The sequence below is a fragment of the Leucobacter sp. NPDC015123 genome, from assembly GCF_043080205.1.
In the GTDB taxonomy this organism is placed as follows: domain Bacteria; phylum Actinomycetota; class Actinomycetes; order Actinomycetales; family Microbacteriaceae; genus Leucobacter; species Leucobacter aridicollis_A.
Genome location: NZ_JBIBVH010000003.1, coordinates 1 through 24,542, shown reverse-complemented (window position 1 = coordinate 24,542; position 24,542 = coordinate 1). Strand labels below are relative to the sequence as shown.

20 protein-coding genes and 1 pseudogene are annotated in these 24,542 nt (G+C 65.5%); 6 read left to right on the top strand and 15 right to left on the bottom strand.

Going from position 1 to position 24,542, the window contains the following annotated elements; genetic code table 11:
- Window positions 1-313 precede the first annotated feature (313 nt).
- Complete coding sequence (locus tag ACF07D_RS06800) at window positions 314-1,090, bottom strand: SDR family oxidoreductase (protein ID WP_119279545.1); 777 nt, start codon at window positions 1,088-1,090, stop codon at window positions 314-316.
- Between the two features lie 246 nt (window positions 1,091-1,336).
- Between ACF07D_RS06800 and ACF07D_RS06795 the strand changes: the two genes are divergently transcribed.
- Window positions 1,337-1,699 (top strand): RNA polymerase-binding protein RbpA, encoded by a 363-nt coding sequence (locus ACF07D_RS06795; protein ID WP_119279533.1) that lies wholly within the window; start codon window positions 1,337-1,339, stop codon window positions 1,697-1,699.
- Between the two features lie 10 nt (window positions 1,700-1,709).
- Here ACF07D_RS06795 and lnt read toward each other — a convergent pair whose 3' ends face one another.
- The 8 genes and pseudogenes from lnt to ACF07D_RS06755 all read right to left on the bottom strand — a co-directional run.
- Complete coding sequence (gene lnt / locus ACF07D_RS06790) at window positions 1,710-3,356, bottom strand: apolipoprotein N-acyltransferase (protein WP_391504382.1); 1,647 nt, start codon at window positions 3,354-3,356, stop codon at window positions 1,710-1,712.
- Between the two features lie 11 nt (window positions 3,357-3,367).
- Window positions 3,368-5,647: a DEAD/DEAH box helicase gene (locus ACF07D_RS06785; protein ID WP_391504681.1), complete on the bottom strand. Its 2,280-nt coding sequence runs from the start codon at window positions 5,645-5,647 to the stop codon at window positions 3,368-3,370.
- A gap of 23 nt (window positions 5,648-5,670) precedes the next feature.
- On the bottom strand, window positions 5,671-6,549 hold the full coding sequence (gene tatC, locus ACF07D_RS06780) for a twin-arginine translocase subunit TatC (protein ID WP_391504381.1): 879 nt from the start codon (window positions 6,547-6,549) through the stop codon (window positions 5,671-5,673).
- Window positions 6,550-6,587: 38 nt separating this feature from the next.
- Window positions 6,588-7,610 (bottom strand): helix-turn-helix transcriptional regulator, encoded by a 1,023-nt coding sequence (locus ACF07D_RS06775; RefSeq protein ID WP_391504380.1) that lies wholly within the window; start codon window positions 7,608-7,610, stop codon window positions 6,588-6,590.
- Window positions 7,610-8,674 (bottom strand): helix-turn-helix transcriptional regulator, encoded by a 1,065-nt coding sequence (locus tag ACF07D_RS06770; protein WP_391504379.1) that lies wholly within the window; start codon window positions 8,672-8,674, stop codon window positions 7,610-7,612. Before ACF07D_RS06770 ends, ACF07D_RS06775 begins: the two co-directional genes overlap by 1 nt.
- 13 nt (window positions 8,675-8,687) lie before the next feature.
- Window positions 8,688-9,626, bottom strand: a complete 939-nt coding sequence (locus ACF07D_RS06765) for a peptidylprolyl isomerase (RefSeq protein WP_391504378.1) — start codon at window positions 9,624-9,626, stop codon at window positions 8,688-8,690.
- 68 nt (window positions 9,627-9,694) lie between these two features.
- A complete protein-coding gene (locus tag ACF07D_RS06760) occupies window positions 9,695-10,756 on the bottom strand; it encodes a tRNA (adenine-N1)-methyltransferase (protein ID WP_391504680.1) in 1,062 nt (353 codons plus the stop codon).
- Window positions 10,757-10,975: 219 nt separating this feature from the next.
- Window positions 10,976-11,533, bottom strand: a pseudogene (locus ACF07D_RS06755) (HAD family hydrolase); the annotation flags it as partial.
- A 96-nt stretch (window positions 11,534-11,629) separates the two neighbouring features.
- Between ACF07D_RS06755 and ACF07D_RS06750 the strand changes: the two are divergent.
- Window positions 11,630-12,601 carry a PAC2 family protein gene (locus ACF07D_RS06750; protein WP_391504377.1) on the top strand — a complete coding sequence of 324 codons (972 nt, stop codon included), beginning with the start codon at window positions 11,630-11,632 and terminating at the stop codon, window positions 12,599-12,601.
- 27 nt (window positions 12,602-12,628) lie between these two features.
- On the opposite strand, the gene mshC is transcribed toward ACF07D_RS06750, so the two are convergent.
- The 3 genes from mshC to ACF07D_RS06735 form a co-directional block, all read right to left on the bottom strand.
- A complete protein-coding gene (mshC, locus tag ACF07D_RS06745) occupies window positions 12,629-13,903 on the bottom strand; it encodes a cysteine--1-D-myo-inosityl 2-amino-2-deoxy-alpha-D-glucopyranoside ligase (protein WP_391504376.1) in 1,275 nt (424 codons plus the stop codon).
- On the bottom strand, window positions 13,900-14,769 hold the full coding sequence (locus tag ACF07D_RS06740; protein WP_119279514.1) for an undecaprenyl-diphosphate phosphatase: 870 nt from the start codon (window positions 14,767-14,769) through the stop codon (window positions 13,900-13,902). Before ACF07D_RS06740 ends, mshC begins: the two co-directional genes overlap by 4 nt.
- A gap of 73 nt (window positions 14,770-14,842) precedes the next feature.
- Window positions 14,843-16,153, bottom strand: a complete 1,311-nt coding sequence (locus tag ACF07D_RS06735) for a M20/M25/M40 family metallo-hydrolase (protein WP_391504375.1) — start codon at window positions 16,151-16,153, stop codon at window positions 14,843-14,845.
- Window positions 16,154-16,253: 100 nt separating this feature from the next.
- On the opposite strand from ACF07D_RS06735, the gene ACF07D_RS06730 reads away from it, so the two are divergent.
- The 4 genes from ACF07D_RS06730 (at window position 16,254) to ACF07D_RS06715 (ending at window position 20,972) form a co-directional block, all read left to right on the top strand.
- Entirely contained in the window at window positions 16,254-17,210 is a 957-nt protein-coding gene (locus ACF07D_RS06730) for a DMT family transporter (RefSeq protein ID WP_391504374.1), read from the top strand.
- A 7-nt stretch (window positions 17,211-17,217) separates the two neighbouring features.
- Complete coding sequence (locus ACF07D_RS06725; protein ID WP_391504373.1) at window positions 17,218-19,023, top strand: ABC-F family ATP-binding cassette domain-containing protein; 1,806 nt, start codon at window positions 17,218-17,220, stop codon at window positions 19,021-19,023.
- Between the two features lie 213 nt (window positions 19,024-19,236).
- Window positions 19,237-20,196 (top strand): M23 family metallopeptidase, encoded by a 960-nt coding sequence (locus ACF07D_RS06720; protein WP_391504372.1) that lies wholly within the window; start codon window positions 19,237-19,239, stop codon window positions 20,194-20,196.
- Between the two features lie 8 nt (window positions 20,197-20,204).
- Window positions 20,205-20,972, top strand: a complete 768-nt coding sequence (locus ACF07D_RS06715; RefSeq protein ID WP_391504371.1) for an SDR family NAD(P)-dependent oxidoreductase — start codon at window positions 20,205-20,207, stop codon at window positions 20,970-20,972.
- Between the two features lie 32 nt (window positions 20,973-21,004).
- Here ACF07D_RS06715 and ACF07D_RS06710 read toward each other — a convergent pair whose 3' ends face one another.
- The 3 genes from ACF07D_RS06710 to ACF07D_RS06700 form a co-directional block, all read right to left on the bottom strand.
- Complete coding sequence (locus ACF07D_RS06710) at window positions 21,005-21,916, bottom strand: M23 family metallopeptidase (RefSeq protein ID WP_391504370.1); 912 nt, start codon at window positions 21,914-21,916, stop codon at window positions 21,005-21,007.
- Complete coding sequence (locus tag ACF07D_RS06705) at window positions 21,913-23,592, bottom strand: ABC-F family ATP-binding cassette domain-containing protein (protein ID WP_391504369.1); 1,680 nt, start codon at window positions 23,590-23,592, stop codon at window positions 21,913-21,915. The genes ACF07D_RS06710 and ACF07D_RS06705 overlap by 4 nt, the downstream gene beginning before the upstream one ends.
- Window positions 23,593-23,697: 105 nt before the next feature.
- Complete coding sequence (locus ACF07D_RS06700) at window positions 23,698-24,183, bottom strand: hypothetical protein (RefSeq protein WP_391504368.1); 486 nt, start codon at window positions 24,181-24,183, stop codon at window positions 23,698-23,700.
- Window positions 24,184-24,542 lie beyond the last annotated feature (359 nt).

Below are 24,542 nucleotides of genomic sequence, written 5' to 3'. Positions count from 1 at the left end.
GAGAGCACGAGCACTGACGCAGAAACTGCGGGGCTATGAATCTAGCACTCGTTTATTCGGCAAACCGAATCGACAAGTGCGCTTTCTGCGCTCTACGCAGACGAAAGCGCAATGGCGCCGCAGATTATTCGAGAATCTTGACGCTTGGTCGAACATCACACCGTCGAGCTCGGCCGACGCCCCCGCCCGCGAGTCCTCAGCAGGCACAAAAAAGCGATCTGCCGTAGGTCTCTGGCCAAAATATGATCTTTGGACAGACCTACGGCAGATCGCAGGAGTTCAAGCCGCCAGCTACGCGGCCGCTGCGGTCGGGCTAGGCGCCGAAGCTCGACACGTCACCGACGAGACGGGTGTTGTCAGCGGGAACCTCTTCAACCGCGGCGCGAGCGACTTCAGCAGCGAACTCGGCGACGTTGTACAGCTTGCCTGCCTGCTCGCGGCGCGCCTCGATTGCGCCAGGGTTCATGCGGTTGAGCAACGTCGCCGTCACCGTGCCCTCAATCATGTCGCCCGACACTACGACAAACCCGATGCCGCGCTCAGCGAGCTCAGCGATCCGCTCGCGGAGCGCGTCCTCACCGGCACGCTTCGAGAGTGCGACAGCCTCGTACTCGGGCATCGTTGGAGTCGTACGGATAAAGTGCGCCTGGTGGCTCGTCACGAAGACGACACGCGATCCCTCCCCCATAAGCGGCAGCGCAGCGTCGAGCACTCGCAACTGCGCGTCGCGGTTGAGCTGGAGGGCGTAGTCCTCGGCCATGCCGCCTTCCATGCCGCCAGAGGCGTTCAGCACAAGGATGTCGAGGCCGCCAAACTCGGCGCGAATGGCTTCCATCATCTCGGTGACAGACTGCTCGTCTGTGAGGTCAGCTCCCTGCACGAGCGCCCGGACGCCGAGTTCGCGGAGCTGGGTGCCGAGCTTCTCAGCACGCGGCGCCTTGTTGCGGAAGTTCACGACGACATCTGCGCCTGCCTCAGCGAAATAGCGGACGGTGTCTGCGCCCACCCCTCGAGAGGAGCCCGTCACGAGCGCCCGACGGCCTTCCAGGCTCTTAGCTTCAAGCGGCGGGGTGGCTACGGTCTCAGTCACAGTATGAATTCCTCAGCGTGCAAGTAGGTTGACGTTTGATCGTGTCCAAGCGTAGTCCACAACCGGGCGAGCTGGAGTATGCCTCACGGCCGGACCTGTCCGCACGCCGCACACCGAGCGCGATGACGCTGACCGCGAAAAAGGGGTGTACTCGGGGCTCAAATCGCGATACGCTGCGAAGAACTCGGCGGCAGAGCCCTACCCCCGCGGCTCACCCCCATCGCCGCCGATGGCGAGGGAGGCTTCATGGCCGATCGAACACTTAAAGGCTCACGAATCGGTTCGACAAGCTTGCAGGGCGAAACCGGCGTTGAGCTCTCGCCGCGCCGCAAAGTCGAGTACGTCACTGACAAGGGTGTGGTCTTCGCAGTCGTCTTCGACGCCGACGCCGAACCACCGCCAGAATGGGTTGACCAGCGCAGCGGCGAGATCGGGTTTCTCGACGACGAGGCCGGGCGCACCGCCCGCGCTGAGCTCGAGGCCAAGGAGAACTCCCAGCGCACGCCTTGGGACATGCTCATTGAGCGGCGCAGTCGCGAGGAGCTCGAGGAGTTGCTCGCCGAGCGGCTGAAACTCCTACGAGCGCGCCGCGGCACGAGCGACCAGTAGCTTCGCCGAGTTACCCCCGACGCAACCTGCAGTACACCGAGAGTCCCATACCTGCGAGACCCGCAGTCATCCAGGCAGCCGCAATGAGTGCGCCATACGCGAGCGCCGGCGTCTCACCCTGCACAAGCGGTACAGTTGCGACCATCGCACCCCGCGTGAACGGCTCGAGACCGTCAAGGTCGTGCCCGTCAGGGGCAATGATCCGGCTTGTGCCAACTGTCGAAATGTTCACGAGCGCTCTGCCGGTTTCGATTGCGCGCAGGCGCGCGATCTGCAGCTGCTGGACACTTTCGTCCGTGCGCCCGAAGTCCGCGTTGTTCGTGGGTGCAAAGATGACCTCGGCACCGTTGGAGACCATGCGCTCAGCCTGGTCGTCAAAGATAACGTCGAAGCAGATCGCGACGCCGGCGACGACCTCGCGTCCGAGTGCCTCAAAGCCGTGCACGGGCTCAAACTCCCCCGCCTCGTATTCGAGCTGTACAAGGTCAACGAGGTCCGGTGCGAGCGCCCGAAAGAAGCTGCGGTTCGGCATGTACTCGGCGAACGGTACGGGGAACCGCTTGTCGTAGCGAGTCCCAGCGTCTGACTCGGACTGGCCCTCCGCCCCCCACACGACTGAACTGTTGGTGTAGGTTCCGTCCTCGTTCGCGAGCACGGAACCTACAACGATCGGCGCTCCTGCGCGTTTCGATAGCAGCGCGACTTCCCGTCCCCGGAGCGGGTTGTCCGTGAGGCCAAACTCAGCGGAGTTCTCTGGCCAGAGGATCACGTCGACGCGGTCATCCGTCGCCTCGAGCTCGTCAAGCAGTTCCTCTGTGCCGCGCACGTGGTCAGCGTAGACGTCACCGGATTCGCGGTCATCGAAGATGCCCGACTTCGAGTTGCCCTGCACGGCAGCGACACGAAGGCTGCCAGTCTGCTCGAGCGCCGCAGGCGGCACAAGCGCGAGCATCCCAAGCACGAGGACGACACCGCCAGCTAGCAGCCCGCCACTGGCCGCCACGGAACGGGCGCGATGAGAGAAGCTCGCGCCGAACAGTCTCGCACCGTGACCGGCGCCGAAACATCCGCCGACGACGAGCGCGACGGCGAACACAATCAGGCCGCTGAGACCTGCGAAGCCGACCCACGACACGAGGGCGCCGAACGAAGCGTCGGCAAACACGTGCGCGACCCGCCCCCACGGGAACCCGCCATAGGGCCACGTCCCCTGGATCCCCTCCCGGAGCACCCAGATGCCCGCAGCGGCGACCGCCTGCCCGGCAATCAGCCCGAGCGGGGCCAGTCGCCGCTTCCCCTGCGTCGCACCTCGCCATGGCCAGAGCTTCCAGATCGCCCGGGTCACAGCTCCGGTCACCGTTCCCTGTAACACGAACCACGCGGTCATCACGAGCCCGAGTCCAAGCCACGGCACCGGGCCGAGGTAGAGCGTCAGCCAATGGAGGTGCGTCAGCCAGAACGCTGCGCCTGCTGCCAACCCGGCGAGCGCTGCCACGCCAGCTCGCTGTTGCCACCACGAGGCGAGCAAGAGCGCGACGGCTGGAAACACGAGGGGCCAGATCGCGGCCCCTGGGTTCGCGACGTCAAATAGTAGGCCACCTACGACCGCGGCTGGCAGCGCGATCCACCAGGGCAACCGGCCGGGCTGCTGATTCACGGATGTGTCTGTCACGACGAACTCGAGGTCTCCACGATGCCCCGGCGGATCGAGCGCTTCGCGTCGCGGGCGAGCGCGGCGAGCAGCCCAAACCGTGCAGCCTCGTGTTCAAGGGCTTCGAGCGTCAGGGCGACCTCGCACGCCTGGGCGACCTGATCGAGCATGTCAATCGTCTGCTTCGCCCACCGCACAAAGTCGCCAGCACCAACCCCACTGGATTCGAGTACACGCTCAAGCGTCGCGCCCTTCGACCAGTCGTACATTGCGCCGGCGAGTCCCGCGTGGGGCATATCTGGTCGCGGCAGCCTGTACCTGTCGGCGAGATCGTCGAGCTCCACCCACCGGTTGATGACACGGTCGAAGGACTGCGCGAACTTGCCGCCCGGTCCCCGCTCGCCACCCTCGTCATCGCGGCGCGGCTCGTAGCTCAGTGCACAGCACATCGCAGCGAGCCCGTTCGCGTCGAGCCCACGCCACAGGTCATCACGGATGCACTCGGCAACGAGCAAATCGCGTTCACCGTAGATTCGCCGCAGAAGCTCACCAAAGGGTGCAACCTCGAGTTCACCAGTGCGCGTATCGCCCTCCAGGTAGCCAAGCTCAAGGAGTTCCTCGACGACACGCTCAAACGTCCGCGCGATCGTGCCGGTGCGGTTGGCGACCTGCCGTCTACCTCGCTCGAGCTGCCTGCGGAGCTTGCGCGCTCTGTCCTCCCAGCGCTTCTTGTCAGAACCCTGAGCGCGTGCTGCCGCAGCTTCGTAGCCCTTGAGCGAGGACTGTGCTGACTGGAGCTCGCGTGCCTGATCGACAACCGCGCGATCTGCCTGAAACTGCGCGAACGAGAGTTCGAGCGTGTCGCGGGCCTGCACGTAGCTCAGGCGCTGCAGCAGGTTGACAGCCATGTTTGCGGTTGGCCGGAACGTTGACTTGACCGGGAACGATCGCGTGCCCGCGAGCTGACTCAGCTCATCGACATCGACGGCATCGCTCCACACCACAACCGAGTGGCCTTCCACGTCAATCCCGCGTCGACCAGCACGCCCCGTGAGCTGAGTGAATTCACCCGAGGTGAGCGGCACTCGCTGCTCCCCGTTGAACTTGTCAAGGCGCTCGATAACAACAGCGCGGGCGGGCATGTTGATTCCGAGCGCGAGTGTTTCCGTCGCGAACACGAGCTTCACGAGCCTGCGCTGAAAGAGCTGTTCGACGACCGCTTTGAAGGCTGGCAGCAGCCCGGCGTGGTGCGCGGCGATGCCGCGCTCGAGCCCGGCAAGCCACTCACGCGTCTCAAGCACGCGGCGATCCTCATCGCTGAGCGTATCGATGAGCTGCTGGGCGACCCGCCTGATCTCGGCGCGTTCCTCACGATTCGTCAGGGCGATGCCGTCGTATAGGCACTGCCTGACTGCCTGATCGCAGCCGTTGCGGCTGAAGATAAAGACGATCGCAGGAAGCAGTTTCGTCTCATCAAGCGCCCGCGCGATGTCTGCGCGCGAGACGCGGCGGGTGCGACGCTGCGGCGGGCCGCCACGCGACCTGCGTCTGTCGCCGCCACGGCCCCCACGTCCGCGGTTTCCAAGCATCCGCAGTTCAGGGTTGACCTTGCCGCCGCGCGCGAGTTCGCCCTGCTTGTCAACGAAGAGCGGCAGCAATTCCTTGCTCGTGAGCACGTGCTGGTACAGGGGAACAGGCCGCACCTCCGACAACACCACGTCGGTCTCGCCCCGCACGGCGTGCATCCAGTCACCGAACTCCTCAGCGTTTGAGACCGTCGCCGAGAGCGATACCAGCCTGACACGCTTTGGCAAATGCAGGATGATCTCCTCCCACACCGCCCCGCGGAAGCGGTCGCCGAGATAATGCACCTCATCGAGCACGACGAACGCGAGGTCGTCAAGTGTGTCTGAGTCCGCGTAGATCATGTTGCGGAGCACCTCCGTCGTCATCACGACGATCGGCGCGCTGCCGCGGATGTTGACGTCGCCAGTGAGGAGCCCCACCTCGTCTTCGCCGTACTCTGCGCACAGCTCGTGAAACTTCTGGTTCGACAGCGCCTTGATCGGCGCTGTGTAGAAGATCTTCGCATCTCGTTCACGCCGCGCAAGATAGACGGCAAACTCGGCGACGGTTGTCTTGCCCGAGCCCGTGGGGGCCGCCACCAGCACGCTGCGTCCTGCCTCCAGCCGCTCGCATGCGTTTCGCTGGAACGGGTCGAGCGGATATTCGAGGCGCGACTCGAAGTGCGCGAGCGCGGAGTCAGTTGGGGTGTTTGCGGCCGGGTCAACCGGCACTACTGGCTGAGCTGGCGTGTCGTTCACGTGTCTGTGTTTGCCTCTCGGGGCTTGGCGGGCCGGGCATTTGGGGCGTCGTTGTCGAGTTCGCTGAGATCGGGGTGACTCATGTCGATGCCGTACTCGGCAAACTCCGCGGCGCGCCGCTTATCGACGCGGCGGTCGTGCAAGATCGCAATACCGACGGCAATAAAGTAGAGCAGCACCATCGGCACCGCGAGCAGGAACATGCTCCAGAGGTCGGCGGCGGGCGTGGTGAGGGCCGCGAAGAGCACAATGATGAGGATCGCGACTCGCCACCCCTTGAGGATCGTCTTTCCGCGAATAATGCCGACGAAGTTCAGCATGACGAGCACGACTGGCATGACGAAGCCGACCCCGACAGCGAGCATGAGCTTTACTGAGAAGTCAATGTAGAGCCTGGCGCTCAAGAAAAACGCGTCTTCGGAGGGCTGAAAGGTCGCCATGAGGCGCACGATGTTCGGCAGCACCGACCAGGCAGCGTAGACGCCAGCGAGAAAGAGTGGAACTGCGGCTGCGAGGAACCCGACACCGTACAGTTTCTCCTTGCGGTTGAGACCGGGGGCGAGAAACGCCCACACCTGGTACAGCCAGATCGGAGCGGAGATGACGACGGCGATGAAGAGCGCGATCTGAATCCGCAGGTCGAACGCTTCCGTGATTGCACCGTACGTGAGGGTAGCGTTGCGGCCCTGTAGCTGGAGCGCGTTGATCGGTTCGCGCAGCATGTCCCACACCCAGTCGACAGCGAGTAAGCCACCGACGAGCCCAACCACGAGCCCGAGCGCGGCGTACATCAGGCGCTTTCTGAGTTCGACGAGATGCTCGCCAAGGCTCATTCGTCCTTCTCGGTTACGCGGGCCGCGTCCCTCTTTCGCCATGGCGTCAGTGTATCGTTTTCTGCCTCTTGAAAGCCGCGCTACTCGCCGTATGCCCAGAGGGCTGACTCGGCCCACTCGCTCACAGCAACACGTGCTGCATGCGGCGCAACAATCTCAATCTCACCCGGCCCGTGCTGGGCGAGCCGCACGGCCGCACCGGGGTGCCAGGCGTCAATGCGCACGAGGCACGCACCCTCGGGTAGCGGGCGTTCGTGCTTCGTCACAACCTCAGGCGCGAATCCGCGGATCGCGCCGAGTAGTCGCGTGGGCACGACGGCGAGGATCTCGGTTCCGGCGCGAGTTGGTCGGGTATCGGCCGCGTCGCCACCGGGCAATTGCGGTGATCTGCCGGAGGTATCTGATTCCGCGGCATCGGCGGAAACCGGAGTCGCACTGTCGCTGTCCAGAGCAGTGAGCTGGCTGAGCTGCGCAACGCTAAACGTCCTCTCGGCTGCGCGTTCAACGTTGTAGCCGTGCACGTACCAGACGCCCTCCCGTTCAGTAAGCGACTGGGGAACAACGGTGCGAGAGCTCTCGTCGCCAGCCGCGTCGCGGTAGCTGAAGCGTACGCGGTCTCCCCGCTCGATCGCGCGAACGATGAGCGAAAGGTTGCCGTCATGGTCAGTCTGTGAGACCGCCACAGACGGCACCTGCGCCGATCCCATAGCCGCACCGAGGCGAGCGCCGAGATCCGCCGCGACCTGGGCGTCGGCTGGCTCCAGAAGCGGCTGAAGCGCCGCGAGTCCCGCGAGCAGCGCGGCGGTCTCGACGCCAGTGAACCTCGGCGTGTCGTCAATTGCGACAGTCTGCGTGAGCGAGACAGTATCACGCTCCTCGAACTCGTCCCAGTCAATGTCAAACAGGTCATTGTGCTGGTACGACAGCGTCTCCCCTGGGATGCCTGCGGTGCCGAGAAAAGCGATGAGGCTCCGCAGCATCCGTGGCTCAACCTCGAAGGTCCGCGCAAGCTCGGGAATTGGCGTCGGGCCGTGTTCCCTGAGGTACGGCACAAGCGACAGGAGCAGCAGCACCTTGTCGCTTGCGAGCAGTGGTCGCGCCATCAGCGGTCTCTCCCGTCAGATTCGGCGGGCGACTGATCCGCGCCCCAGCAAGGCGGCGTCCCACCGTGCTTCGAATCCACCGCGCGCAAGAGTTCGATCACTCTGGCACGTAGCTCGGGTGGCTCGAGGGCAACGGCATCCGAGCCGTAGCTCGCGACTATCGCGGCGAGTTCGTGCATGTCAACAGTGCCGAACTCGAGCACCCGCGAGCCGGCGTCCTCAGAACACACCACGGCGCCCCGGGAGAACCGCGCGTCGGCGCGCGAGTGCGTCCGCACGCGCACAGTTGCGCGGGTCTCGCGCTGCAACGCTTGCATCTCGGCAACCGCGAGCCGGATAAGCGCGGCAGGTTCGTCCGGCCGGGCAGGATCGGTTGCCGTTGGCTCGCACACAGTCACAGTGCCCGAGATCCTCGCGAGGAGGAACACGCGCGTCGCGACCCGGTGCGCGTCGAACGCGATCAGGTGCCACCGCCCTTCGAACCGGTGCAACTGCAATGGATAGACACGACGCGCCAGGGGTGCGTCGCGGTCGGGCAGTTGGTAGTCGAACTCGACGAGCTGCCCAGCCTCCACGGCGGCGAGCAGCGCCGGCGCCGAAGGTTCCGCTGTGCCAAAACCCGCGTTCACACCGATGCTTGGCGCGTCGCGCCCACCGCCGAGTGATTCGAGTTTCATCGCAGCTCGCCGAGCTTCGTCGGTGAGGCTGCCCTCCCGCCACGCGAGCACCGCCATGCGGAGCATCATGAGTTCTCGGTCGGTGAAGCTCAGCCCGGGCGGGACCTGTAGCGCTGCCTTTGAGATGCGATAGCGCGTGAGCTGGTTGTTGCCCGGTTCACCCGGCGAGTCAACCGCCTCGACTGGAATGCCGAGCTCACGCAGCTGCTCTTTGTCGCGCTCAAACTGACGCTCAAGCGAGGCCCGCTGCGCGTCCTCTCGGTACCTGTCTGAGTAGCCGTAGACGGAAGAGAGCAGCTCGTGCTTCGTCAGACCGCTTGTGCTCGCAACGAGTGCGAGCACAAGACTGAATACGCGTTCTTCGCTCGGAACCTTAGACCGGGCCACTCGTGACCCCGTGTTATCCCACCGCGAGAATGTCGATCACCATGACGCGGGCATTGTCCCCGCCCTCAGTGACGACGACCTGCGAACCGACGTTCTTACCCGTGAGCTCCTCACGGAAGGCAAGGCCCTGCGCCGCTGACTCTGTTTCACCGGGGAGCAGCTGCGGCCCACCGGCTGTCCAGGTGTTCGAGAGCACTGACCCGTCCCAGCTCACTGCGAGCATCTGAACAAGCAGGCGCCCCTCGGCTTCAACCTTTTCGCCCGATCCAGCGATTCGCACGCCAGATTCGATCCCAACTGGCGCATCGCGCGGGGGAAGCACGACGCCGGGGACGCCATTCTCGTCGGTAACGACCGCGGGGAATCCGTTCGGTAGCCCCTTCGTGCGGCCTGATGCCTGGAGGTCTGAAACGCCCTCGACGTCCATTACAGCCACGAGCGCGGCTTCTGGGGTGCCGCCGATCTGCTGGCGCAGCGGCAGGGCGTCCTCGGGGCTGAGCGCGAGCACGACGCGCTCGCCGGGAACCGCGCACTCGATGGCAGCGGTGAGCGGGTTCATCGACTCGTCCGAGACCATGAAGAACTCATTCGTGGAGTTCTGACCGCCGAAACCTGCGCTCTCGAAGAGCTTCTCGCCGGTGCCCTGATCGTAGAACGCGAAGTTTACCGAGGCAATCGTGTTATTCCCCGCGGGCTGGGCGCCCGCCTTCGCGGATGCGCTGTCGACGATCGAGCGCTGCGAAACAGTCGCCGTGGTGTCAGCTGGGATCGAGACCTCGGGAACCGTGCCGAATCCACCGAGCACGACGACGCTGTCGCTCAGCGCGCCCGCGCCGAGCGTCGGGGTGCAGTCTGCGCGATCAACGCCGGCTGTGTCAGCCGAGCTGCAGCCTGTCAGAACTGCTGCTGAAACAGCAACGGTGAGTACCACGGGGGCAATGCGACGAAGCATGGAACACCTCTCGAGTGCGTCGAATGCGAACCTGGCCATCCTACCGGGTACGCGCTGGGGGTCTGGTCTTACTTCTCGTTGGCGTCAGGCGCGGTGCCGACGGTTTCAGCCTGGTCAGCAGCTGGGTCGGTGGCGCCAACTCGATGGTCTGCAATCCGCTTCGCCTCACGCGCTTTCTTTCGCAGAATCTTGTCGCTCTTCACGAGCTGGCCGACGTTCTCCTCGCTCCAAGCTTCGGAGTCGCCGCCTTCCCCCATGTCTGGCAGCCAACTCGCCATGTCGGCGTCGGTGAAGTCACTCTTTGATGCACGGCGCTTCAAGCTCGGCAGGTTCGTGCCGGGGGCGAGTTTGCGCGCGGTGACAAGGAACCCCGTGTGCCCGACCATTCGGTGGTCTGGCCGAACCGCGAGGCCCTCGACGTGCCAGCCGCGGACCATCGTCTCTGACGCCTGCGGGTGCGTGAATAGCCCAGAACGACGAAACTCTTCGACGGTGCGCGAGAGCTGCGTGACCGTCGCGACGTAGCAAATGACGACACCGCCTGGTGCGAGCGCCTCGGCGGTCACTCCCACACACTCCCACGGCGCGAGCATGTCGAGCACGACACGATCGACCGAGCCGGGCTCAAGGGCGCTTGGCAGCGCCTCCTGCAGGTCGCCGACGCGCACAGTCCAGTTCGCGGGATCCGCCCCTGCGTAGGCGCGTGCGTTCGCGCGGGCGATGTCTGCGAACTCTTCGCGCCGCTCGAACGAGTGCACTTCGCCCTCCGGTCCGACAGCGCGCAGCAGGTGGAGCGAGAGCGCGCCCGAGCCGACGCCGGCTTCGACAACGCGGGCTCCGGGGAAGATGTCGGCGAGCGAGATGATCTGCGCCGCGTCCTTGGGGTAGACGATCGCCGCCCCACGGGGCATCGACATCACGAAGTCGGAGAGCAGCGGCCTGAGCGCGAGGTACTCCTCACCGTTGCTGTTGGAAATCACCGAGGCGTCCGGTACGCCGACGATGTCGTCGTGCCGGATCATGCCCTTGTGACTGTGGAACTCCCCGCCGGTTTCCAGCGTGATCGTGTTCATCCGCCCTTTGGGGCCCGTGAGCTGCACCCTATCGCCGAGCTGGAACGGGCCACGCAGCGCTGGGGTTGCCGCGGCAGCGGCGGCCGGTGCGGCGGCGTCTGACGCCTCGGCGGCGTGGTGTTCGTGAGTGGTCACTGTCTTCTCCTCGGTTGGATGGGTGCGGTGCCGCGCCCATAGGGCGCTCGCCCCGGCAGCGTCGAGCCCGGAAAGCGTTGTCCGTGTGTCGTGGGCGAGCCCCGACTCGAGCGGTACCAGACCTGGCGTCGCGATCACGACAGCGCCCGACGCGACTGCAGACGTGACGCCCGGGCGCGAGTCCTCAAACGCAATGCAGTCTCGAGCGATCGCGCCGGCTGCCGCCGCGCCGCGCAGGTAGGGGTCGGGGTGGGGCTTTTCGTGCTCAACCTCATCGCCTGCGATGACTGCCGAAAAGGTGCCCTCGGGCAGGAGCGCAACGACCGCATCTGCGATGGGGCGAACTGACATCGTGACGAGCACGTTCGGCACTCCAAGCTCGCGGAACTCTGCGAGCAGCTCGAGTGCCCCCGGCATCCACCTGGGCGCCTCCGTGGCGAGCCCTGCTACGAGCGCGCGCGACCATTCGCCGATGATCTCATCGACGCTCAGGGGTACGCCAATCTGTTGGAAGCGCTCGGCTGCGGCGGTGAGGCCAAGCCCGACGAGCTGCGTCTCGGTTCCCGCCGGGAATGCGAGGCCGTAGCGGTCGAGCATCGCGACCTCTGCCTTGACCCAGAGCGGTTCTGAGTCGATGATCGTGCCATCCATGTCCCAGAGGGCGGCTGCAGGGAGGCCGTGTGTCGTCGCAGTCGTCATTCTCACAATCCTATCGCCAGCGCCGCCCCATCGCTCTGGACCGCTGAGACCAGTCGCCGCGCGCAGCCGCCACACGCCTGGGGATAGTCTGGTCAGGTGAATGATTCTTCAGCCCCAGACCTCGCACCGCGCGTGCTCATCGCTGCGTTCCAGGGATGGAGCGACGCTGGTGACGCTACGTCTGAGGCGGTGCAGCATCTCATCAAGCTGCAGAAGGCGGAGCTGTTGCACGTGATCGGCGGCGAGAGCTTCGTCGATCTGCAGCTGCAGCGGCCGCGCATGTACCGCGACGAGAGTGGCCGGCGCACGATCGACTGGCCCGACACGCGCTTGTACGGGACCGTGCACAGGCCGGGACAGGACGCACAGCTGTCTCAGACGAGCGACGCCGATGCGATCACCCGGATCGACGGCTCGCCTGTGCTCGACCTCTTCTTCCTCCCGGGGTACGAGCCTGGGAGGGACTGGGAGAACTTCGCCGACGAGGTCGTCGAACTCGCCGAAGTGTGGGGTGTCGACCTTGTCGTGCTCCTCGGCTCGATGTACTCGGACGCCCCGCACTCACGCCCCATCATCACGACTGTGACGGCAGAGGACCCCGAGGTGCGGGAGCGCTACGGGGCAGAACGAAGCGACTACGAAGGCCCCGTCGGGATTGTGACTGCAATCGAGATGGCGCTTGAAACCGCGACTATTGCGAGCCTCGCTCTCTGGGTGCAGGTGCCCCACTACGTGCACTCGGCGCCATCACCAAAGGCGACGCTCGCGATCCTCGACAAGCTCGAGGAGCTGCTCGACATCGTGATCCCCCGCGGCGAGCTCTTCGCGCAGGCGACCGATTGGGAATCGAACATCAACCGCATCGCCGAAAACGATGACGACATGACGCGCTACATTCGCAGCCTCGAGGAGGCGCGCGACGACGCGCTCGCTGCGGAGACGACTGGCGATGCTCTCGCCGCCGAGTTCGAGAAGTTCCTCGAGCAGGATGCGCGCGGCGATGCCGACGAGCCTAGTGACCAATCGGACCAGGATCAGGATCCCGAGGCGCCCCTGCCTGAGCGCTGAACCGCCCCGAGCATCCTGGTTGGCTCGCTACTCCTCCGGCTGCAGCCTGACGCCGAGCAGTGCCTGGACGGCGTTCGCGACGAGGCAGGGATCGTCGACACCCGCGTCGAGGGCTGCGTCGAGCGTCGCGAGCATGACTGGCGTGTCGAGGTCGTTTGCGAGGGCGGCGCGAAGCTGTTGGAGCACCGCAGCGGACGAGGCCGGCTCGGCGCTCTCGCGTTCGAGCCCCTCTCGCCAGGCAGCGAGCCGACGCTCGGCGCGCTCGAGGTCGCTGTCGAACCACTCCCACTCGCTCCGGTAGTGGTTTGCGAGCAGTGCGAGCCGGATCGCCGATGGGTCGACAGCGTGGCCTGCGTGCGTGCCATCGAGCAGCTTCGACACGAAGACAAGGTTGCCACGCGACTTCGACATTTTGTGTCCGTCGTACGATACGAGCGCAGCGTGGCAGTACGCGTGCGCGAGCGGCTTACCCGAGAGCGCCGTCGCGTGTGCAGCCGTGAACTCGTGGTGCGGGAAGACGAGGTCGTGGCCACCGCCCTGCACGGTAAACAGGTCGCCGAGCGCCTGCTGGGCGATGACCGTGCACTCGATGTGCCAGCCTGGCCGGCCCTCGCCGACGACTGAGCCCCAGCTCGGCTCCCCCTCGCGCGCCGCGCGCCACAGCAGCGGATCGAGGACGTCTCGCTTGCCCTCGCGCTCTGGGTCACCCCCGCGCTCGGCGCTCAGCGTCTCGAGCAGCGCGCGCTCGTAGGGCGCGACGTCGCCGAGCCGCCACTGCGACTGCTGCTGCGCGCCTCGGACGTCAAAGTAGATGTCGTCGCCGGCCTCCGACTCCGGTGTCGGCACACGATAGGCGTATCCGAGTTCCATGAGTCGGTTCACGCCGTCCGCGATCTCGTCGATCGCCTCGGTCACTGCGACAAAATGCGTGGGAGGGATCATCCCGATCCGGTGCATGTCCGAGCGGTAGAGCCCGACTTGTTCGTCGGCAAGCGCCCGCCAGTCGACGTTTGTCGCGTTCGCACGCTCGAGAAGCGGGTCGTCGATGTCGGTAATGTTCTGCGCGTAGACAGTCTCGATGCCGGCGTCGCGCCAGGCACGCTGCATGATGTCGAATGTCAGGTACGTGAAGGCGTGCCCGATGTGCGTCGCGTCGTACGGTGTGAGTCCGCAAACGTAGAGTGTGGCGCGATCGTCCTGGATCGCTGGGTGCTCGAGCCGTCCCTTTGCCGTGTTGAAGAGCTTGGGCGCTTCGCCAGCCCCGGGAAGCTCAGGAACTATCGGCGGAGTCCATGTTCTCACTGCACACCATCCTGGAACGCGATCGCGGGAACCTCGCCGCCGGGGGTGAGCACGCCGGTGATGAGCAGCACAATGATGACGACACCGATGAGCACGCGGTAGATCACGAACGGCATAAAGCTCCGTTTCGAGATGTAACGCATGAAGAAGCCAATAACCACGAGGGCGATCACAAAGGCGACGACCGTCGCGATGATCGTCATGCTCCACGGCGTCTGCGCCTCGGGCGCCTTGATGACCTTGAAGACCTGGTAAAAGCCAGAGCCGAGCACAGCGGGGATCGCGAGCAGGAACGAGTAGCGCGCGGCGGCCTCACGTTTGTAGCCCATGAAGAGGCCGGCGGTGATCGTACCGCCTGAGCGCGAGACACCTGGAATGAGCGAGGCGGCCTGGGCAAAACCGTAGATCAGGCCGTGCTTCCAGGTGAGCTTCTCGATGGGACGAACCTTCTGGCCGACCCTATCGGCAACGCCGAGCAGGAGGCCGAACACGATGAGGGAGATCGCGGTGAACCAGAGCGAGCGAAGTGTCGTTTCGATTGCGTCCTGGAACAGCAGCCCGAGCACTACGATCGGCACGGTGCCGAGAATGATCCACCAGCCCATCTTCGCGTCTGGGTCGTTGCGCGGCACAGTCTTGCCAGACAGGGATTTGAACCACCTGCCGATGATGCGCACGATGTCGCGCCAGAAGAACACGATTACCGCCGCCTCAGTGCCGATCTGGGTGATTGCGGTGAATGCCGCACCCGCATCTCCGATACCGAGCAGTTCACTCGTCACCCGGAGGTGAGCGCTCGATGAAACCGGCAGAAACTCTGTGAGCCCCTGCACGATGCCGAGGATGATCGCCTCGAAAATACCCATTCGGTGGTGGCCTTCCGTCTCGTGGCACGCGCTGCGGGCCGTCGTCCAGACTAGCCCAAGCTGGGCTGAACGATCAGTAGGAGCGGAGCAGATCGGCGAGCACGCCGTGCCCGAAGTCAAGCGCGTCAAGGGGAACACGCTCGTCGACGCCGTGGAACATCCCGGGGAAGTCAAGGTCGGCCGGAAGCTTCAGCGGCGCGAACCCGTACCCCGTGATGCCGAGTCGCGCGAGCGCCTTGTTGTCGGTGCCGCCCGACAGTAGGTACGGCAGCACGCGAGCGCCCGGATCGTGCGCCTCGATCGCAGCCTTCATCGCTTCGACGAGCTCACCCGCGAACGGTACCTCAAGCCCGATGTCCGAATGCACAGTCTCGATCTCGATCTCGGGACCAACGAGCTCGCGGATCTTTGCGAGCACATCGTCGCGCTCCGCGGGCAGGGTGCGTACATCGACGAGCGCTTCAGCTGTGTCAGGGATGACGTTGTGCTTATACCCGGCGGTGAGCACTGTCGGGTTCGAAGTGTTCCGCAGGCTTGCTTGGATGAGGCCAGCGCCCTTGCCAAGGCTCAGCACCATCTCTTCTGGGTTGATCTGTTTCGGATCCTCGCCAACGATCGCGGCAATCGCGTCGATGAGCTCGCGAGTCGTATCGCACAGGGCGATCGGCCACTCATGGTTGCCGAGCGCGGCGACCGCCGTCGCGAGCTTCGTGACCGCGTTGTCGTGCCACACACGCGACCCGTGCGCGGCGGTTCCGCGAGCGCGCAGCCTGATCCAGTCGAGGGCCTTCTCGCCTGTCTGCACCAGGTAGGCACGCTGGCCAGCGATCTCGATGGAGTACCCACCGACCTCGCTGATCGCCGATCCCGCACCGGCGAAGAGTTCCGGGTAGTGCTCAACGAGGTGATGCGAGCCGTATACGCCGCCGTTCTCCTCGTCGGCGAAGAACGCAAGAATAACGTCACGTCGCGGCTTCTCGCCAGCACGCAAAAGCTCAGCGATCGCGGTGAGGATCATCGCGTCCATGTCCTTCATATCGACAGCACCGCGCCCCCAGAGCAGGCCGTCCTTCACGACGCCCGCGAACGGGTCGACAGTCCAGTTCGCTGGATCTGCGGGAACAACGTCAAGGTGCCCGTGGAGCACCAGGGCGGGAAGCTCAGGCTCGCGACCAGCGACGCGAGCGACAACGCTTGCGCGGCCCGGTGCAGACTCGATGGTGACGGGGTCGAGCCCCAGCTCGCGCAGGTACGCGCTGACGTAGTCAGCTGCTGGACGTTCAGGGTTCGCGTCGCCCTCTCCACGGTTCGACGTATCGATCCGAATGAGGTCGCGGGCGATTCGCGCGGTTTCCGACAGTTCTACGTTGAGCTCTGTTGCCATACGTCCACCATATCTCGACGGGCGGCACAAGGAACGCGATACGCTCTCAGCTACGCAGCCACAGTCAACGCGGTGTGGCGGAAATATCTGAGAGGCACCGATGCGATCTTCCGCCCCCAGCACCGCGGTGACTGGCTTTCTGCTCGCGGTGGGGTCGGCAGCGTCGTTCGCGCTCTCGGGCGTGTTCGCGAGTTCGCTGATGGTCGCCGGATGGTCGGCCGGCGCCGCAACAACGGCCCGCATTACGCTGTCCGCCCTCGTGCTTCTCGGGCCGACACTCCTGCTCATGCGCGGAAAGTGGGATCTCGTTAGGCGCGCATGGCTGCAGCTTGTCGTCTTCGGCGTGCTCGCGGTCGCTGGCTGCCAGCTCGCCTTCTTCCTCGCCGTCCAGTTCATCCCGCCGAGCCTCGCACTCCTCATCGAGTTCACTGGGCCGGTGATGCTCGTCTTCTGGATGTGGGCGCGCAGCCGGGTCGCTCCGTCGGGCGTTACGCTTGCGGGCGCCGGTGTCGCAGTGCTCGGCGTTGTCGCGATCTCAGGGGTGCTCGCCGGCGTCTCACTCCACCCGCTCGGCATCGCGTTCGCGCTCATCGCTGCCGCCGGAAATGCCGCGTACTACGCAACAGGCGCGGCCGGCGGCCATGGCATCCCAACGCTCCCCTTTGTCGGGCTCGGACTTCTCGTCGGTGCGGTGCCGCTTATCGTCGCCGGCGCGCTCGGCCTGCTGCCATTCCATCTCTCGAATGCGCCCGCCGACATTGCAGGATCGACTGTCTCTCCCTGGCTCGTCGTCGCAGGCATGGTACTCATCTCGACGGTCCTCTCGTACCTGCTTGGCGTGGCAGCCTCTCGTCGGTTAGGCGCGACCGTGGCGAGTTTCACTGGATATGCGGAACCACTTTTCGGGATCGTGTGGACAATCGTGTTGCTCGCCGTCATACCGACCCCGATGCAGTGGCTCGGCGCCGCCCTCATTGTCGCGGGGGTTGTGACGGTCAAAGTCGGAGAATTGCGGCGGGCTCGAGCGGGCTCCGCCTCGCGAACCAGCCGGAGGTAGCTGAGTCGTGGTCGCTCCCGCTTCGACGCACCTACGCCTCGACGACGTCTCTCACACGTACGGTGGTCGCCGCGTGCTCACCGACATCACGTTCGCGGTCCCATCGGGCGCCCGCGTCGGACTCATCGGCGAGAACGGCTCCGGAAAGTCGACGCTGCTCCGCATCGCCGCCGGGACGCTCGTCCCTTCCAAAGGGACCGTGTCAGCAACGGCACCCGGAGGAGGAAGCCCGAGGATCGGGCTACTCCATCAGGAGCCTCCGTTCGCCGGCGCTGACACGATCCTGACCGCGCTCGCCGCAGCGACACGGCCGGTCCTAGAAGCCGCCGCGAGGCTCGATGCGGCTGGGGCTGCCCTCGCTGCGCCCGGAGACACTGCGGAGCTGCGCGCCCGCGAAACCGCATACGCCGAGGCCCTCGACGACGCCGAGCGCCTCGGGGCATGGGAGCTCGAGACCCGGGTCGAACGCACGCTCGCCGGGCTTGGCATCGAGTCAATCCCACGCGATCGCCGAACCTCGGAACTCTCAGGCGGACAACGGGCACGGCTCTCGCTCGCGTGGACGATTCTCAACTCCCCCGATGTTCTCCTCCTCGACGAGCCCACGAACCACCTCGACGATCAGGCGACGGCGTACGTCATCCACACACTCACCCGCTGGCATGGTCCCGTCCTATTCGCGAGTCACGACCGCGCGTTCCTCGACGACGCTGCAACCTCGCTCGTCGACCTCGATCCCACGCCGCGGCCGCACACCCGTGCCGCGCAACTTGTTCAGGACGGCGCAGGCAGTGGCATCGGCGTGGCACGGTTCACGGGAAGCTACTCGCAGTACGTCGAAGAGCGAAGGCGGATCCGCTCACGCTGGGAGGAACAGTATGCTGCCGAACAGGCCGAGCTTCGCCGCTTGCGTGCTTCCGCCGGCGCTGGCCAGATCGTTGGGCACGGGGAGTGGAAACCGCGCACTGAGACCCGAGCGGCGCAGAAGTTCTATGCAGACCGCAACGCACGCGTCGTCGCCCGCAGAGTCAACGACGCGAAAGCCCGCCTCGACGCGCTCGCCGCGAAGCAGATTGCGGCGCCGCCGCTTGAGCTCGCGTTTGCAGGGATCGAAGCGCCTACCTCGCCAAGACTCGAGCCAGCCGATTCCTTGGGTAGCGACACGCACAGTAGCTCCGCTGCGGTAGACGACGGCCCCGTCATTGCCGCGACATCGATCGCAGTCGCCGGCAGGCTTGCCCCAACCACGTTTATCCTGCGGCGCGGCGGGAAGCTTCTCGTCACGGGGCCCAATGGCGCTGGAAAGTCGACGCTGCTCTCGCTGCTCGCCAGGCCGGGCGAGCCAGGCACCGGGAGCCTGAGAGTCGCGCCCGGCACGCGGATCGGGCTCTTGGAGCAGGACGCAACATTTGCGGATCCCCGTGGCCTCGGTGATTCCAGACTAGTCACCGACGTCTACGCGGATGGCGTCGGTGCGCGGCTCGCCGCAGAGAGACCGCTCAGCACGTTCGGGCTGCTGAACGCCCGCGACGAGGGCGTCCCACTGTCCGCCTTAAGCGTTGGCCAGAGGCGCAGATTAGCGCTTGCGATCCTGATCGCTTCACCGCCTGACCTCCTTCTCCTCGACGAGCCAACAAATCATCTCTCGCCCGCGCTCGCTGACGCGCTGGAACTCGCTGTCACGAACTTCACAGGAACCGTAGTCATCGCGTCTCATGATCGATGGCTCCGCACGCGATGGGACGATCAGCAACTCAGCCTCACCCCCGAGGCACGGACAAAAACGCCTGGTGCTGACATGAATATCGCCTGAACATTGCCTGAATCGAGGCGAAAATTCTGCGAATCGTTGCACAAACGTTGCGCAACTGCCGGTGTCGGCAGACCTTGCCGCAATCCGCGCGGCGGAGGCGGAGCCCTACCCGGGCGCGATAGGCTCTGCTATGGTTACACAATTCCAGCTTCGAGGGACCGGGTGAAGCGGTCGGGCCCCTCGTGACAACAAGTTACCGCTCTGCACTACTACATGTCTTTTCCCCCGAAAGAGCCGACGGCCTATCCAAGTCGACGCTCCCTCCGGGAGGCGCGCGAGCGGAACGAGCAGGCGACAAGCGGCGCAACACCGACTGCCTCGACCGCCACAGCCGCCCAGCCAACGTCCCCTTCGCAGCAGCTCGAAGGCCTGTTCCTCACGCCGCTGCCCGAGTTTGCACTTGGCGGCGCGCCCTCGAGCGAGCGCCAGACAGCCGCAGAGCCGACATCGAAGCGCCGCCCGCGTGCGAAGCGCGTTGTCGCGGCCACGTTCTCACTTGCCTGCGTAGGGTCGCTTGCGGTCACAACCACGCTTCCCGTGTTCTCTCATGCCTTCGGCACCCCTGAGGCTGCGGCAGCCCGGGCGGACCAACAGCTCCAGAGTTCCGAGGTCACTGCAACCCAAGACGCGCTCGATGCCATCGGCTCGGTCGAGCTCGGAGTCGACCCAGGATCCTACAAGCAGATCACGGCTGAGGCCGGCCTCGTCGATCCAGCATCTCTCGAGTCAACAGATATTCGGTTCGCCTTCGACAGGGAGTTCCCCCTCACCGACGGCTTCGCATACCGCACCGCGCCTGTCGAACAGTTCCACGACGCGCAAGACATCGCTGCCCCGGGCGGCACCCCCGTGCTCGCAATTGGCTCGGGCGAGGTTATCGAGGCGGGCTACGCCACTGACGGTTGCGGCTTCTCGATCAAGCTGCAGCACAACGTCAGCGGCGAGACCCTCACCAGCCGCTACTGCCACATGCAGGTCGATTCCCACGACCATAAAGTTGGCGACAAGATCGAAATCGGTGACTTCATCGGCAGGGTCGGCAACACAGGCATGTCGTTCGGCGATCATCTGCACCTCGCCCTCAGGCGAAGTGGCGTGCCGATCGACCCGCTCCCCTACATTCAAGAACAGGTCGACAAGGCCGCAAAGCGCGCCGCCGCGAAGCGCGACTAATCCGCGACATGTCCTACCGTGCGCTCATCACCGGCGCGTCAGCCGGACTCGGCACCGAGTTTGCGCGGCAACTCGCGGCTCGCCAAGTAGACCTCGTGCTCGTCGCGCGCGACATCACACGGCTCGAACGGCTCGCACACGTGCTCCGCGGCCGCTACGGAGTCGACGTCGAAGTCATTGCAGCGGACCTCACTGTGCCTGCCTCGCTTGACGCTGTCGCCGCCAGACTCGCGGACACAGAACGGCCAGTTGACATCCTCATCAACAACGCGGGCTTCGGCGTCTACGAAAGCTTCGAGACAAGCAGCCTTACCGACGAGCGGCGCCTGCACGAACTCCTCTCCTGGGCTCCCCTGCGGCTCGCACACGCTGCCGTGCCCGGGATGCTCACGCGGGGCCAGGGCTGGATCCTGAACGTCGCAAGCGCGGCCGCGCTCATGCCAAGCGGCACATACGGCGCTGCAAAGAGCGCGGCCGTCTCCCTCTCGCGCTCACTCAACGCGCGGTATCGCGCACGCGGAGTCAGGGTGACAGCACTCTGCCCCGGCCTCGTCGCAACAGAGTTTCACGAGCGCATGGGCGAGGACCACCTCCCAGCTCTTCCCCGAATCGCCTGGGCCGACGCTGGTCGCGTCGTGAGCGACGGACTGCGGGCCGTGTACGCAGGAAAGCCCATGCGGGTCTCAGACTGGCGCTACAGGCTTGCGCGGCCGCTCATCTCGGTATTGCCCGACCGGCTCCTCGAGCGGCTGGGGAGCACCGGGGCCGGTCGCTGACCCATTGCGCAGCACCAGCGCGGGCGCGCCAGCTAGGCCTCTATGAAGTCTTCCGACCTCGGCATACCTGCCTGAGGCGCAGGCTCAGCCGCCGCGTCACCGTCGCGCTCGGCGTCTGACGCGGCAGCCAGCGGGGCCGGTTCGATCGTGATTCCCGTAAACGCCATAGGCACACCCTGGGCCACGAGAAACGAGCGCCGATCCATGAGCTGAGCGTGCACGTGCGGCTCCGTCGAATTCCCCGAGTTGCCGCACTCGGCGATCACCTGTCCGGCCACCACCTTTTCCCCCGGCCGCACCCGGAGCGAGCCGCGCCGCAGGTGCGCAACGACCCCGTAAACCCCGTCGCTGCCGCGGATTACGACGTGATTGCCGACGACGAAGCCCGGGCCGCCGATGGACCGCACAGTCCCTTCGAACGCGATGTACAGCATCGCGGCCATCGTCGAGCGTGAGCGGTGATCACGCCGCCAGTCGCTCGCGCGTTCGACGACGCCGTCGAGCATCGCGAGCACCGGCTCCCCGAAAGCGGGAAAGTCGGTCGCCGGGAGCATGCTCGGCCCCGCGCCAAACTCTGGGCGGGAGACACCTGCCGGGGCATAGACGAGATCGACGGCGTGCGACTGACCGTAGCCGCGAACGCCGTGACTCGGTACCTGCGTCGCGGGGCTATTGAGCGCGAGCCAGCGCCCCCGGACGGGCGGCTGCACCCACACCTCCCCGCGCGTGTCCTCGTACTCGGCGGCGCGCGAACGGCCCGCCCAGGAGACGGCGACCGCGGCGACGTACCCGATGAGCGCGACGAGCGAGACGACTCCAGCGACGTTCGCGATGGGGCCCGCAGGCAGCACCAACCGAAGCAGCACCCCGCCGATGAGGAGCGCCGTCGCCCAGCCGAGCACCACCCCTCGTACGCGATAGGCGGCACCGAACACGCCGCTCATCGCGCACCACGCGTTCGTTCGACGCGCGTCTCGGTCCAGACGGGTGTCGCCGACTCGCGAACGTCGCCATCGCTACCGAAGACGAGGAACCGGCCGAAGTCGCGGGCGAACCAGCGGTCGTGAGTCACTACGATGACGGTCCCCTCAAACATGCTGAGGGCATGCTGCAGCGCTTCCGCAGACACGAGATCGAGGTTGTCAGTCGGCTCGTCAAGCAACAAAAGCGTCGCGCCGCCGAGCTCGAGAAGCAGAATCTGAAAGCGGGCTTGCTGGCCGCCAGACAGCGACTCGAACAGCTGTTCGGAGGCGCGTGCGAGCTCGTAGCGGGCGAGTGCACGAGCGGCTTCCTCGCGCGGCATGCCCGCTCGGTGTTCGTCGCCGCGATGCAGGATCTCAAGCAGCGTACGTCCGCGGAGGTCGGGTCTGCCCTGATTCTGGGCGAACCAGCCAGGGCGTACTCGCGCGCCGAGCCGTGCACTGCCAGTATGAGCGACCGCGGGGATCTCGACGTCACTCACGGGCTCGTGCTCCGGATTCGGGTCGCTCCCGCCCGCAGCGAGCAGGCGCAAGAAGTGGGACTTCCCAGAACCGTTCGAACCGAGCACCGCGATGCGGTCCCCGTACCAGGCCTCGAAGTCAAAGGGCAGCATCAGCCCAGTGAGTTCGAGTTCCTGGCAGACGATGACCCGTTTGCCAGTGCGGCCTCCCGAGAGGCGCATCTCAAGGTGCTGGTCGTGCGGCTGTTCCTCGGGTGGGCCAGCCTCCTCGAAGCGCGCGAGTCTTGTCTGCGCCGCTCGATACCTGGAGGCCATGTCCGAGTTGTAGGCGGCTTTCTGCTTGTACATGAGCATCAACTCGCGAAGCTTCGCGTGCTCCTCGTCCCAGCGCTTGCAGAGCTCCTCGAGACGTTCGAATCGGCGTTTGCGCGCCTCATGATAGGTCGTGAAGCTGCCCGAGTGTGACCAGGCGGTGCTTCCCGCAGCTCCGAGTTCGAGCGTGACGATGGACGTCGCCGTTCGCGCGAGCAGCTCCCGGTCATGGCTCACGAACAGTACGCCTTTGTGCGTCGCCCTGAGTTGTTCTTCGAGCCAGCGTTTGCCAGGCACATCGAGCGAGTTGTCGGGCTCGTCAAGAATGAGTAGCTCGTCTGGTCCTCGGAGCAGCGCTTCCAGGGCGAGTCGCTTTTGCTCACCACCAGAGAGAGAATCGAGCAGGCGGTCGCGGCACTCGTCATAGGCGATCCCAAGAGCAGCGACAGTGCACGTATCCCACAGCACCTCAGCGTCGTAGCCGCCCACGTCGCCCCACGCGGTTACCGCGTTTGCGAAGGCCATCTGCGACTGTGTCGAACCGCTCTCATTCATCTTCGCCTCGGCTCGGGTGAGGCGCTCCGCCGCTTCCCGGAGCTTCGGAGGAGACACTGACAGCAGCAGTTCGTGCACGGTGCCACCGGTAATAAACTGGCGCATCACCCCGACAGACCCGGTTGTCGCAACCGCACCAGACTCTGCAGGAAGCTCCCCCATGGCAATCTTCAGCAACGTGCTCTTGCCCGCACCGTTGGCCCCAATGAGCGCGACGCGCTGCCCCTCTCCAACCGAGAAGGAAACCTCAGAAAGGAGTGGGCGCCCGTCTGAGAGCGTATAGCTCACGGCAGCGATATCAATATGAGCCATGCAACGAACGTAGCATCCGGCGGGCGCGCTCCGGTTGTGCATTTGCCGAGACGGCACACGGCCAGGCAAGGCGCCCTTCACTCCGATCGGACGCTGAGGCTCGGGCTACAAGTAGCGCTGGCCTGCGCGCGGCTTCCTCACAAGCAGGCGCTGCACGGCCCCAACAACGACGGCGACGATGAAGGCGGCTAGCGGGAGACCGGTGACGAGCAGCATTGCGAACGACATCCAGAACGAGCCGCCGAGCAGCTCGGCCGCGGTCGCCTGGTGGGCGTCGGCGGTGAGCATGACGCCTGAGGCCACACTCACTACGTAGAGCAGTGTTCCAGCGAGGGCAGACAGCATGATCGCACGCAGTCGCTCGGGGCTTCGGCGCGTGCCGACAGCGACAGCCAGAAGCGTGAGAACCGAGGCTGGAGCGATAAGCCAGCGGGCTCCAGCAGACGGGAACAGCCAACCTCCGAGCCACAGCGTTGCCGCGGAGAGCAGGATCGCCCCAGCGAGATAGAGCCCGAAGAGGCGCAGAGCGAGTGCGGGGCGCCGAGCCCCCAGACTGTGGTCTTGGCTGGCCGCGCCAGAGGCTTCCGTCATGCCTCAAGTATGCCCGAAGCGCCACAGGGTTCGGCTTGCGCCAGCCACCGTGGGGCAGCCTCCGCGCCGCTGTGGGAGCATCGGGCCTCGCCGACAGCGTGACCGGGCCAGCGCCGCGCCTGCAGCCTACCGTCTGCCGCCTGCCACCTGCCACCTGCCACCTGCCACCTGCCACCTGCCACCTGCCACCTGCCACCTGCCACCTGCCGCCTCCCGATGTACACGCCTCTCGCGAGTGCACACGAAATCAACCCGTAGAAACCGGGCGGTTTCAGGGTGTTAGTGCAACACCAGCCAATAGTTCGTTCAGTTTCTCACGAGGCGTCGCCCACCCCAACGTTTCCCGTGGACGATCATTC

What these genes read in the sequence shown, in the direction of transcription:
- ACF07D_RS06795 (WP_119279533.1), top strand. Translation starts at nt 1,337, where the DNA reads ATGGCCGATCGAACACTTAAAGGCTCACGAATCGGTTCGACAAGCTTG.
- tatC (WP_391504381.1), bottom strand. Translation starts at nt 6,549, where the DNA reads ATGGCGAAAGAGGGACGCGGCCCGCGTAACCGAGAAGGACGAATGAGC.
- ACF07D_RS06775 (WP_391504380.1), bottom strand. Translation starts at nt 7,610, where the DNA reads ATGGCGCGACCACTGCTCGCAAGCGACAAGGTGCTGCTGCTCCTGTCG.
- ACF07D_RS06765 (WP_391504378.1), bottom strand. Translation starts at nt 9,626, where the DNA reads ATGCTTCGTCGCATTGCCCCCGTGGTACTCACCGTTGCTGTTTCAGCA.
- ACF07D_RS06740 (WP_119279514.1), bottom strand. Translation starts at nt 14,769, where the DNA reads ATGGGTATTTTCGAGGCGATCATCCTCGGCATCGTGCAGGGGCTCACA.
- ACF07D_RS06735 (WP_391504375.1), bottom strand. Translation starts at nt 16,153, where the DNA reads ATGGCAACAGAGCTCAACGTAGAACTGTCGGAAACCGCGCGAATCGCC.
- ACF07D_RS06730 (WP_391504374.1), top strand. Translation starts at nt 16,254, where the DNA reads ATGCGATCTTCCGCCCCCAGCACCGCGGTGACTGGCTTTCTGCTCGCG.
- ACF07D_RS06720 (WP_391504372.1), top strand. Translation starts at nt 19,237, where the DNA reads ATGTCTTTTCCCCCGAAAGAGCCGACGGCCTATCCAAGTCGACGCTCC.
- ACF07D_RS06715 (WP_391504371.1), top strand. Translation starts at nt 20,205, where the DNA reads ATGTCCTACCGTGCGCTCATCACCGGCGCGTCAGCCGGACTCGGCACC.
- ACF07D_RS06710 (WP_391504370.1), bottom strand. Translation starts at nt 21,916, where the DNA reads ATGAGCGGCGTGTTCGGTGCCGCCTATCGCGTACGAGGGGTGGTGCTC.
- ACF07D_RS06705 (WP_391504369.1), bottom strand. Translation starts at nt 23,592, where the DNA reads ATGGCTCATATTGATATCGCTGCCGTGAGCTATACGCTCTCAGACGGG.
- ACF07D_RS06700 (WP_391504368.1), bottom strand. Translation starts at nt 24,183, where the DNA reads ATGACGGAAGCCTCTGGCGCGGCCAGCCAAGACCACAGTCTGGGGGCT.